This window comes from Nocardiopsis endophytica (assembly GCF_027706725.1).
GTDB lineage: Bacteria > Actinomycetota > Actinomycetes > Streptosporangiales > Streptosporangiaceae > Nocardiopsis_A > Nocardiopsis_A endophytica.
On sequence record NZ_JAQFWQ010000017.1, the window covers coordinates 18,066 to 29,622 of the forward strand.

The 11,557-nt window shown below is 73.0% G+C and carries 9 protein-coding genes; 3 read left to right on the plus strand and 6 right to left on the minus strand.

Features of this window, described 5'->3' with window-relative positions; all coding sequences use genetic code 11:
• Window positions 1-248: 248 nt before the first annotated feature.
• From O4J56_RS08325 to fdhD, 3 genes are read left to right on the plus strand one after another with little or no spacing between them, the layout of a single operon-like run.
• Complete coding sequence (locus O4J56_RS08325) at window positions 249-2,255, plus strand: NAD(P)H-dependent oxidoreductase subunit E (protein ID WP_270684875.1); 2,007 nt, start codon at window positions 249-251, stop codon at window positions 2,253-2,255.
• On the plus strand, window positions 2,252-3,274 hold the full coding sequence (locus O4J56_RS08330; protein WP_270684877.1) for a 2Fe-2S iron-sulfur cluster-binding protein: 1,023 nt from the start codon (window positions 2,252-2,254) through the stop codon (window positions 3,272-3,274). Before O4J56_RS08325 ends, O4J56_RS08330 begins: the two co-directional genes overlap by 4 nt.
• Window positions 3,275-3,330: 56 nt before the next feature.
• Complete coding sequence (gene fdhD / locus O4J56_RS08335; protein ID WP_270684878.1) at window positions 3,331-4,191, plus strand: formate dehydrogenase accessory sulfurtransferase FdhD; 861 nt, start codon at window positions 3,331-3,333, stop codon at window positions 4,189-4,191.
• A 95-nt stretch (window positions 4,192-4,286) separates the two neighbouring features.
• On the opposite strand, the gene O4J56_RS08340 is transcribed toward fdhD, so the two are convergent.
• The 6 genes from O4J56_RS08340 to betT all read right to left on the minus strand — a co-directional run bounded on the left by O4J56_RS08340 (window position 4,287) and on the right by betT (window position 11,389).
• Complete coding sequence (locus O4J56_RS08340; protein ID WP_270684879.1) at window positions 4,287-4,721, minus strand: SRPBCC family protein; 435 nt, start codon at window positions 4,719-4,721, stop codon at window positions 4,287-4,289.
• Window positions 4,722-4,808: 87 nt separating this feature from the next.
• On the minus strand, window positions 4,809-5,654 hold the full coding sequence (locus tag O4J56_RS08345) for an NAD-dependent protein deacetylase (protein ID WP_270684882.1): 846 nt from the start codon (window positions 5,652-5,654) through the stop codon (window positions 4,809-4,811).
• Between the two features lie 55 nt (window positions 5,655-5,709).
• A complete protein-coding gene (locus O4J56_RS08350) occupies window positions 5,710-7,248 on the minus strand; it encodes an FG-GAP repeat domain-containing protein (RefSeq protein ID WP_270684884.1) in 1,539 nt (512 codons plus the stop codon).
• 40 nt (window positions 7,249-7,288) lie between these two features.
• Window positions 7,289-8,701, minus strand: a complete 1,413-nt coding sequence (locus O4J56_RS08355) for a VCBS repeat-containing protein (protein ID WP_270684886.1) — start codon at window positions 8,699-8,701, stop codon at window positions 7,289-7,291.
• Between the two features lie 84 nt (window positions 8,702-8,785).
• Complete coding sequence (locus tag O4J56_RS08360; protein WP_270684887.1) at window positions 8,786-9,202, minus strand: YchJ family protein; 417 nt, start codon at window positions 9,200-9,202, stop codon at window positions 8,786-8,788.
• Window positions 9,203-9,259: 57 nt separating this feature from the next.
• Window positions 9,260-11,389, minus strand: coding sequence for a choline BCCT transporter BetT (betT, locus tag O4J56_RS08365; protein ID WP_270684938.1), 2,130 nt, complete (start codon window positions 11,387-11,389; stop codon window positions 9,260-9,262).
• Window positions 11,390-11,557: the final 168 nt, after the last annotated feature.

Below are 11,557 nucleotides of genomic sequence, written 5' to 3' on the forward strand. Positions count from 1 at the left end.
CGCCGTTCCCGTCGCCGTCGGAGCGGCCCGGCATCGCCTCGAACGCCCGGCTCGCGGGCGCTCCGCCACCCTCCGCGAAGAAGCCCGAGCGGGGCTCCCGCGAAAGGGGTTGTCCCCGCCCGAACGAAGGCATACTGTAGCCCGTATACAAAATCCTGTGACGTAGACCACGGACAGCCGCGCGAACAGCCGCCGCGCCACCGCCCGCCCGCTACGGGCGCCGACACACTGAAAGGTGAGCGGGGAACGTGGACCTTCAGCACCTGGACACGCCGCCGAGCGACGCCGAGCGCGCCGCCGTGGACGCCCTCCTCGGCCCGCCCGGGTCGGCCTGGGAGGGCGGCGAGCGCACCGGCGACGACCTGCGCCGGGCCGACGGCGGACAGGCCGCGCGCGGACGGCGCGACCTCCTCCTTCCCGCCCTGCACGCCGTCAACGACCGCATCGGCTGGGTCAGCGAGGGCGCGCTCGGCTACATCTGCCGGCGCCTGACCGTCCCCCCGGCCGAGGCCTACGGCGTCGCCTCCTTCTACTCGATGTTCGCCATGCACGAGCGCCCTAAGCGCGTCCTGCACGTGTGCACCGACATCGCCTGCGCCGCCAAGGGTTCGGACCGGGTCTGCCGGACCCTCCGCGAGCGCCTCGGACCGCCCGGCCACGGCCCGGGCGCCGCGCACGGCGGCGACGATGCCGAAGGCGGCGCCTCGGAGGTCGCGTGGGCCGAGAGCCCCTGCCTCGGCATGTGCGAGCGCGCCCCGGCGGCGCTGGCGATCGAGGCCGGGGACCCACCCGGGTACGCGGTCTCCGCCCCCGCCGACCCGGATGCGCTCTGCACGCCCCCTGCGGCCAGGGCCACCGACGGGCACCGCCCCGCCACCGCCCGCGCCACGACCTTCTCCCCCGACACGCTCGCCCCCCTTCCCGACGAGCCGCCCGCCGAGGCCGCCGTCCCCCAGGCCGGGGACCCCGGCCTCCTGCTCCTCGGCCGCATCGGCGCCGTCGACCCCACCGACCTCGACTCCTACCGCGCCGCGGGCGGCTACACGGCACTGCGGCGGGCGATCTCCCTCGGCCCCTCGGGCGTCATCCGCGAGGTCACCGACTCCGGCCTCGTCGGACGCGGCGGGGCCGCCTTCCCGACCGGGCGCAAGTGGGCCGGGACCGCCCAGCGCCCCGAGGCGCCCCGCTACCTCGTCTGCAACGCCGACGAGAGCGAGCCGGGCACCTTCAAGGACCGGGTGCTCATGGAGGGCGACCCGTTCTCGGTCATCGAGGCCATGACCGTCGCGGGGTTCGCGATCGGGGCGGCCCGCGGCTACCTCTACATCCGCGGCGAGTACCCGCTCGCGCTCTCCCGTCTGGAGAACGCCATCGCCCGCGCCCGCGCGCGCGGGCTGCTCGGGAAGGACATCCTCGGGTCCGGCTTCACCTTCGACATCGAGATCCGCCGCGGGGCCGGGGCCTACATCTGCGGCGAGGAGACCGCGATCTTCAACTCGATCGAGGGCCTGCGCGGTGAGCCCCGCAGCAAGCCCCCGTTCCCCGTCGAGCGCGGGCTGTTCGGCCGCCCGACCGCCGTCAACAACGTCGAGACGCTCGTGAACGTCCTGCCGATCGTGCGGATGGGCGGGCCCGCCTACGCGCGCATCGGCACCGGGTCCTCCACCGGGCCCAAGCTCTTCTGCGTGTCGGGGACCGTCGCGCGCCCCGGCGTCTACGAGGTGCCGTTCGGGGCCACCCTGCGCGACCTGATCGGCCTCGCCAACACCGGCGCCGAGTCGCCCCCTGAGCCGCGCGCGGTCCTCCTCGGCGGGGCGGCCGGAGGATTCCTGCGCGGCGACGAGCTCGACGTGCCCCTGACCTTCGAAGGGGCGCGCGAGGCGGGGACCACCCTCGGGTCGGGCGTCGTCCTGGTCCTCGACGACACCGTGGACCTGCCCGCGGTCCTCGTCCGCATCGCCGCCTTCTTCCGCGACGAGTCGTGCGGGCAGTGCGTGCCCTGCCGGGTCGGCACGGTCCGCCAGGAGGAGGCGCTGGCGCGGTTGTCCGGCGGCACCGGCGACGGGTCCGACATCGCCCTGCTGCGCGACGTGGGGGCGGCCATGCGCGACGCGTCCATCTGCGGCCTCGGGCAGACGGCCTGGAACGCGGTCGAGTCGGCGATCGACCGGCTCGGGGTGTTCTCGGACGCGCCGCCGCGGAGATCCCTTCCCCTGACCACCGCCGCCCCGTCGACCACGAAGGAGGCGCCGTGACCGCCGCACCCGAGACCCCCGCCCCCTCCCCCGCCGGACCGGTCCCGCTGGCGCCGCCGCGCCGCCTGGTCGGGGTCACCGTGGACGGCGAGGAGATCCGCGTCCCCGAGGGGTCGACGCTCCTCGACGCCTGCGAGGCCAAGGGCATCGACGTCCCGACCCTCTGCTACGGCGACACCCTCACGCCGCGCAACGCCTGCCGGGTGTGCGTGGTCGAGGTCGAGGGGGCGCGCACGCTCGCCCCGGCGTGCTCGCGCAAGGCCGAGGAGGGGATGAGCGTCCTGACCGACTCCGAGCGTGTGCGGCACAGCCGCAAGCTCGTCCTGGAGCTGCTGGGGTCGTCGGTCGACCTGTCCACCACGCCGGGCGTCCCGGAGTGGAACGAGCGCTACGACGCCGAGCCGGACCGCTTCGGCCCGCGCGCCGAACCCGCCCCGCTCGGTGAGCGCGACGCGCGCCACGCCGGGGAGCACGGCCCCGTGGACGGGGCGGCCGCCGCCACCGTCGAGCAGCCGGCCAAGGACGACAACGACCTCTACGTGCGCGACTACGGCAAGTGCATCATGTGCTACAAGTGCGTGGACGCGTGCGGGGAGCAGTGGCAGAACACCTTCGCCATCGGCATCGCCGGGCGCGGGTTCGACGCGCGGGTGTCCACCGAGTTCGATGTGGGGCTCCCCGACTCGGCGTGCGTGTACTGCGGGAACTGCATCGAGGTCTGCCCCACCGGGGCGCTGTCGTTCACCACCGAGTTCGACATGCGCCGCGAGGGCACGTGGGACGAGGAGCGGCAGACGCAGACGACGACCGTGTGCACCTACTGCGGGGTGGGGTGCAACGTCACCCTGCACGTCCAGGACGGCCGGATCGTCAAGACGAGCTCGCCGCACGACAACCCCGTGACGCACGGAAACCTCTGTATCAAGGGCCGGTTCGGATACCAGCACGTGCAGAACGCCCCCGGAAGGGACCGGGTACGCGGCGTCGGGGAGTCGGACACACGGGAGACAATGGAGTGAACCGGTCCCGTGCATGAAGGCCGGGACGGGCGCGACGCCAGAAAGGCAGAGGGCTCATGGGACGCGTGACCACCCGAGAGAAGGTGCTGCGGATCCGCGGTGCGGCTTCCGACGACCGCGCCGACACCCTCGTCGTCGAGGAACCGCTGGAGATCCGCTTCGGCGGGTCGCCGCTCACGGTCACGATGCGCACCCCCGGGGACGACTTCGACCTGGCGGCGGGGTTCCTGGCGAGCGAGGGGGTCCTGGCCGGGGCAGAGGACCTGGAGTCGATCCGGTACTGCGCGGGGGCGACGGCGGACGGGTCCAACACCTACAACGTGCTGGACGTGGCCGCGGCGCCGCACGTGCCTCCGCCGGACACGTCGCTGGAGCGCAACTTCTACACATCGTCCTCGTGCGGGCTGTGCGGCAAGGCGTCGATCGACGCGGTGCGCACGGCGGTGCGGTGGGACGTCTCCGGGGACGCCCTGGAGGTGACGCCGGAGCTGCTGGCGAGCCTGCCGGACCGGCTGCGCGAGGCCCAGCGCGTGTTCGACCGCACGGGCGGACTGCACGCGGCGGGGCTGTTCGACACCGAGGGCCGGCTGCTGTGCCTCAGGGAGGACGTGGGGCGGCACAACGCGGTCGACAAGCTGGTGGGCTGGGCGCTGCGCCAGGGGATGCTGCCGCTGCGCAACACCGTCCTGATGGTGTCGGGACGGGCGTCGTTCGAGCTGGTGCAGAAGGCCCTGATGGCCGGGGTGCCCGCGCTCGCCGCCGTGTCGGCCCCCTCGTCCCTGGCGGTCGAACTGGCCCGGGAGCACGGCCTGACGCTGGTCGGCTTCCTGAGAGGGGATTCCATGAACGTCTACGCCGGCCGGAACCGGATCACCCTGGAGACGGCGTCCCAGACGCCTATGGCGGCCCCGAGGTGATTCCCCGGCCGGGCCGGTAGACGCGGAACCGGTCGGCGCTTTCACAGCCCCCTGCGCCGACCGGTTCCGACAACCGGTCCACGCCCGCAATCCCGTCAGCGAGTGAGGAGGGCACGGACCAGGCGGCCGAACACCAGACGGGCGCCCCAGGCCACGGGGGCGTCGAGGACGCGGGGGAGCCCCGCCACACGGATCTCCTCACGCCACAGCACCCGGGAGCCGCCCGCGCCTCCGCCCACGACGATCACCGCCCAGCCGGTGACCACGGAGCCGCGCTTCTCCAGTCGGCACACGCCCGGCCTCCCCTCCGAGGGCGGGGCCCACCGGACCACCTCCATCGGGTCGTCGAACCCGACCGGTCCGATGCCCGTACGCGCCGAGAGCAGAGTCCCGACACCGGTAGGGCCGGAGGGCTCGACGGTGACACGCGTCAGAGGAATGTGCACCCCGTGCCGGGGCCAGTCCGTCAGCCGCCGCCAAGCCTCCTCAGGCCCGAGCGCGACGTGCCACAAGATCCGAAAGAACGCCACGGCCCGATCCTAGGCGAGGGGCGGAGGTCCGCCGGGGCCCGGACCGCGGCCCGCCCCGGGTTTCACCGTCGCCGGGCCACCACCCCGTCAGGCCCCGTAAGCCTCCGAGAGGGCCTCCAGGACCTCGGTGCAACCGGTGTCGAGCTTCAATGCCGCCAGCTCGTCCGCGCGTGTTGGGCCCCGGTTCACGATGGCCACCGGCTTGTCCTGCTTCGCCGCGTGCTTGACGAACCTCCGGCCCGACAGCACCGTCAGCGACGATCCGGCGACCAGCACCGACGCCGCCGCGTCCACCAGGCCGTAGGCGTCGAGCACGCGCTCCTTCGGCACGTTCTCCCCGAAGTAGACGATGTCCGGCTTGAGCATTCCCCCGCAGTACTCGCAGTCCGCGACGCGGAACCCCTCGGTGGAGGCCAGTACCGCGTCCGCGTCCGGGGCGACCTCCACGTCCGCCACGCTCTCCGCGAAGCGCGGGTTCAGGGCGGTCAGGCGCTCGGCCAGGTGGGCGCGGCTGATGGTCCGGCCGCAGGACAGGCACACCACGCGGTCGAAGCGCCCGTGCAGGTCGATCACCCGGCGGCTGCCCGCCGCCTCGTGCAGGGTGTCCACGTTCTGCGTCACGACGCCCGACACCACCCCCGCCGCCTCCAGGCGCGCCAGCGCGCGGTGCCCGCCGTTGGGGTGGGTCTCCCGCATGTAGTGCCATCCCACGTGGTTGCGGGCCCAGTAGTGCCGGCGGAACGCCGCATCCCCGACGAACTGCTGGTAGGTCATCGGCGTGCGGGGCGGCGAGTCGGGTCCGCGGTAGTCCGGGATGCCGGAGTCGGTGGAGATCCCCGCCCCGGTGACCACGGCCACCGGCCCGTCTCCGAGGGTCTTCCGCAAACGCTCCGCCGCCGCGATCGGGCTCTGGGCCTCCGTCGTCTGAACCACGCAGACGAGCCTATGCGCCCGGGGCAACCCGCCGACCGGCCCGCCCCGGGCCCGCTCAGCCCGCGAGCGCCTGGCGTCCGTCGCCCTCGGGGAGGCCGTCGATCCCCTGCACATCGCCGGGAGTGAGGGAGCCGTCCTGCATCCTCAGCCCCCTGTACACCCGAAGCGGTCCCGCAGGGCCGTCGACCGCTCCCATTCCCTTGACCGAGGACGACCGGCCCGCGACCACGTCGTCCGCACCGTCGCCGTCGGTGTCCACCAGGCGCAGCAGCGTGTGCGGAAACTCCTCATAGGGGTCCTGGTATTCGTCCTCGGGAGGCGGGGACGCCTGCGGGTACTGGTCGGCCTCCTCGGGGCGCAGCAGGCACGCCCCCTCACCGGTCAGCCCGTCGGGGCCTCCCGGCAGGACGACGACGTCCCCCTCGTCCGCGGGCGGGACGTCGCCGTCCGCCGGGCGGTTCACGGCCGCGGCGATGTCGGCGTACCCGTCGCCGTTGACGTCCCCGGCCTCCAGCGCGGTTCCGAGCTCATCGCCGTTCACCCCCTTCTGGGGCAGGCCGGTCTCGTCCATGCCCACCCGTGAGGCCGGCTCCTCGGCCGGGCCGTCCGGTCCGCCGGGGTAGACGGTGACCGCCCCCGGGCCCGATGCCCCGTCCTCCACCGTCTCGCCGACCTCGCGGATGACGAGGTCGCCGTAGCCGTCCCCGTCCACGTCGGCCACCACGCCCTCGTCGGCGTTGGCGCGGGTACCGGCCGCCTCGAACCCGTCCTCGCCGCCCGTCCACAGGGCGGTCTCATAGGCCATCTCCTCGAAGGCGCGGAAGGCGACGAGGTCGTCGCACCCGTCGCCGTCCATGTCCCCGACGGTGAACGAGTGCTCCAGACCTTCCAGGTCGACCCCGGAGGAGGCCGTCCGGGCGGGTGCACCGTCGCGGTCGAACGGGCCGTACAGGACCTCGCTCTCGTCGCCGAACCACTCGACGCCGACGAGCATGTCGGAGGCGCCGTCGCCGTCGAAGTCCCCGACCGCGGTCAACCATGGCTGCACGTCGCCGCTCTCCTGGACCAGCGCTCCTCCGTCGGCGCCGCCTTCTCCGCCCCAGACCAGGGCGATGGACCCCTGGTCGTCGTCCTTCTCTGTCTCTGGGCCCGCGGACACGGCGAGGTCGGTCGTGCCGTCGGCGTCGAAGTCCCCGGACATGGCGGTCCCACCGAACCGCACATCGTCCTGCGGCGACGCCGGAATGCCGTCCTCGCCGGGGACGACGCTCTGAGCGGCTCCGCCGTCCGGCCCGTCCCCGCTCCCGGGAACGACGAGGACGCTCCCGTCGTGCGCGACGGGGTTCTCCGGGTCCTCCTCTCCGTCGTAGTGCCCCGGGCGGGTCACCACGAGGTCGTCGAACTCGTCCCCGTCGACACTCCCGTCTCCGCCTCCAGCGCGCGGGGAAGGCGCTCCGTCCGCGACGGGGGACGAGGGCGCCGGGGTGCCGCAGCCCTCCTGGGGCTGCTCCGGCTCCGCCGTTCCGCACCCCGTGGCGAGGAGAGCGAGGACGGTGAGGGGGATCGCCGCCGCTCGAACGTGGGTGAAGGCCATGTATCTCTCTGCTTTCCGCTGTTGTGCCCAGGGCGCCGTTCTAATCGCCGAGGCCCCTGTACACCCGGACCGGACTCGCCGGGAGGTCGTCGGTGTCCTCCACCCGCGGAGCCCCCACGACCACGTCGTCGGCGCCGTCCCCGTCGGTGTCGAGCAGGCGCAGCAGGGCGCGCGGCGTGTCGGCGTACTCGTCCCAGTACTCGTCCTCAGGAGGCGGCGACGACGTGGGGTATTGGTCGGCGTCCTCGGGGCGCAGCAAGCACGCTCCCTCACCGGTCAGCCCGTCGGGGCCTCCCGGCAGGAGGACGACGTCCCCCTTGTCGACGGGGGTTCCGGCCGTGACGGAGCGGTACACACCGGCGGCCACGTCGGCGTACCCGTCGCCGTTGACGTCCCCGGCGGCCAGGACGCGGCCGAAGTAGTCCCCGTCTTCGGCCTCGCGGGGCAGGCCCGCCGAGTCCAGGGTGAATCCGGCCGCTTCCTCTCCCAAGGAGTCGGGGCCGCCGGGGAACACGCTGATCCTGCCCGGTGTCCAGGGCCCCTCCTCGGCCGTGCCCCCGGTCTCGTGGACCACCAGGTCGCCGTAGCCGTCGCCGTCCACGTCGGCCACGACCCCCGCGTCGGCCGCGGCCGCGTTGCCGGCGCTCTCGAAGCCGTCCCCGGTCGATGCCCGTACGACGGTCGCATAGGCCATCTCCTCGAAGGCGCCCATGGCGAACACGTCGTCACGGCCGTCCCCGTTCACATCGCCGGTGAAGAACTCGTTCTCCCCGGCGCCGAGGCCGATCCCGTCCTCCCCCTCCCCCGCGTCGGCGGAGCGGTCGTAGGAACCGTCCCGCTCGAACGGCCCGTAGAGGATGTGCGGGGCGCCGCCTTCCCCGCCGACGAGCAGGTCGGAGGTACCGTCGCCGTCGAAGTCCCCGACCGCCTCCAGGGACGGCCGGCCGTCGCGCTGCCAATCGGCGACCGTGCCGCCGTCCGTCCCGCCCCAGAGGATCAGGATCGTCTTGGAGGTCCGATCCGCGTCCTCGTTCTCGGGCCCGGCGTTGAGGACGACGTCGGTGTGGCCGTCGCCATCGAAGTCGCCCAGACGGAGGCCGTCCCCGAACCCGGCTCCGGCCACCGGGGAGCCGGGCACCCCGCCCTCCCCCGGGACGACGGCCTGTGCGCGCGTGCCGTCGGGACCGTCCGCACCGCCGGGGACGACGAGGAGGCTCCCCTCACGCTCTGCTTCCCCTCCCGACTCGTAGGGGCCGAGGTGCGGGACCACCAGGTCCTCGAAAGCGTCCCCGTCGACGTTCTGGACGGTCCGGCCCGGGGCCCCCTCCCCCGCGGGCCCACCCGACGCGGACACGGATCCGCCGCACAGCTCCCCGGGATCGTCCGGCCGGTCGATGCCACAGCCGGTGGCCAGGAGGACGAGCGGGAGGACCATAAGGGAGCGGGCCGTCATCGTGAGGGGACGGTGGGGCAGGGCGATCATGCTGGGGAAGACGTCAGGACCGGCGGCCCAGTTGTCCGATGCCCTGAGGAGTCGTCAATCCGTGACATCTCCGTCGACGTAGGTCCACCGCCCCTCATGGCGGGTGAACCGGCTGTTCTCATGCAGGGCGCCGGTCGAGCCGCCAAGGCGGTAGGAGGCCCTGAACTCGACCGTGCCGTCGGTGTGGAAGGCCGTCCCGCCGGTGGTCGACAGGATCTCCAGCCCTTCCCACTCCATGGCGGGATCGAGGTCCAGCCTCCGGGGGCGGGTCGTCGGGTGCCAGCTCCGCTTCAGGTAGGCGGTGTCCTCGAAGACGAATGCGGTGTACCTGGACCGCATGAGCTGCTCGGCGGTGGAGGCGGAGCGCCGTCCCCGGTGCAGCGGGGCGCAGCAGTCGGCATAGGGCGCCCCCGTCCCGCACGGGCAGGGCTGGTCGGGGTCGGCGGAGCCACCGGAGCGACGTTCAGGCATGCCCCCATTGTTCCGCGAGCCGCATGGTGAGCGCGCCGCGGCCGGCCGACCCCGGGATCAGTGTTCGTCGTCGCCCTCCACGTACACCTCGGCGGTGCCCGGGCCGTGGTCGGGCAGGGCCGAGCCCGCCGCCGCCTCGCGGTGCAGGCGCAGGAACTCCAGGTGCCGCTCGTACTCGTCGAGGATGTTGCCGATGAGCTGCTGCTTGCTGTAGCCCATCACGTCGTATCCCTGGCTGCCCTCGGTGAGGCGCACCTCGAACCGCACGTAGGTGTCCTGCGTGGTCAGCGAGCGCATGGCGAAGGCCGGGGTGGGCATCTCGATCGGCCACACCTGGTAGCCGAACTCCTCCTCGGCGCCCATGGGCGCGCGCAGCTCCAGGTGCGGGATGCCGGTCGCCTCGTCGACCCCTTCGGTGATCGAGGCCTCCGCCCCCTGCTCGCGCAGCTCCTCGGCGACGTCCTGGAAGGCGGGGCGGCACACCTCCTCGACGAAGCGGGCCGCCGCCCGCCGACCGGGGAAGCTCGTCACCCGCGCCAGGCGCTGGCGCCAGTTGCGGTCGGCGCCCCGGCGGTCGATCTCGGTGCGGGTGGACAGCGAGGAGGTCAGCGTGGTGCGGAAGGCGTCCACCCGGAACTGCTCGACCCGCAGCGCCCGGTACAGGCCCCAAATGACCAGCAGCATCACGAACGAGAACGGCAGGCCCATGATGATGGTCGCGCTGGTCAGCGCGTCCACACCGCCGACGATGAGCATGGCCAGGGTGAGCAGGCCGGTCACCGCCGCCCAGAAGATGCGCAGCCAGGCCGGTGCGTCGGTGATCGGCGTGGGCAGGTGGGAGCTGAGGTTGGCGGTGACCAGCGCGCCGGAGTCGGCGGAGGTCACGTACAGCAGCAGCCCGACGATGGTGGCGAGCCCGGCGCTGAAGGTGAAGCCCGGGTACTGCTCCAGCAGGGTGTAGAAGCCCTGCTCCGGCGTGTTCATGGCGACCTCGCCGAACTCGGCGTCGCCGCCCATCACGATGCTCAGGGCGCTGTTGCCGAAGATCGACAGGAAGGTCAGCGTGTACAGCAGCGGGATGACCAGCGTCGCGGCGACGAACTGCCGGATGGTGCGCCCGCGCGAGATGCGCGCCAGGAACATGCCGACGAACGGCGCCCAGGCGATCCACCAGGCCCAGAAGAACAGGGTCCAGGTGTTGAGCCAGTCGACGGGCGGGTCGTAGGCGAAGGTGTTGAGCGTGATGCCGGGCAGGCGGCTGACGTAGTCGCCGATGTTCAGGATGAGGGTGTTGAGCAGCCAGATCGGCCTGCCGGCGAACATCACGTACAGCATCAGCACGATGGCGAGCAGGACGTTGAGCTCGGACAGGCGCCGGATGCCCTTGTCCACGCCGGCCACGGCCGAGACGGTGGCCACGGCCACGGCCACGACGATCAGCGCGGTCTGGCCCGCCACGCCCTCGGGCACCCCGAACAGGGCGCTGAGGCCGTAGTTGAGCTGCACCACGCCGATCCCCAGCGACACCGAGATGCCGAAGACCGTGCCGATGATGGCGGCCAGGTCCACGGCGTCGCCGACGCGCCCGTGGACGCGCTTGCCGATCAGGGGGTACAGGGCCGAGCGGATGGCCAGCGGGAGGCGGTAGCGGAAGGCGAAGTAGCCCAGCGCCATGCCCATCAGGGCGTACATCGCCCAGCCGGTCACACCGTAGTGGAACAGGGACCACACGAGGGCCTGCCGGGCGGCCTCGACCGTCTCGGGGTCGCCCTCGGGCGGCGCCAGGTAGTGGGTGACGGGGCCCGAGACCGAGAAGAACAGCAGGTCGATGCCGATCCCGGCGGCGAACAGCATGGCGGCCCAGGCGAACACCCCGTAGTCGGGGGTGGAGTGCTGCGGGCCGAGCTTGACCCCGCCGTACCGGGAGACCGCCACGAACACCACGAACAGCAGGTAGACGGTGGCGACGAGGAAGTAGTACCAGCCGAACCCCGAGGAGATCCAGCCGACGACCGCCCCGATGACGGCCTCGGCGTTCTTCGGCGCGATGATCGCCCAAACCGAGATCACCAGGATCAGCACGGACGACCCGACGAACACCGTCTTCTTGAGGCGCACCGGCCCGTGCCCGTCCCCGTCCTCGGGGGACGGCGCCCCCGCTTCCGCCTCTCCTCCGATGGATGACAGCGCTCTCACCTCTCCTGCCCACGGTGCCGACACCGGACGACTGCGGAGGACCCCGCAAGGACGGCCCCGTACCCTCCTGAGATTCCGGAGAACACCTGCACAGGGCCGGTCCGGGCACTATCCTTCCCCGATCCGCCCCCGCCTCCCCTGTAAACCCCGCCCCTCGGC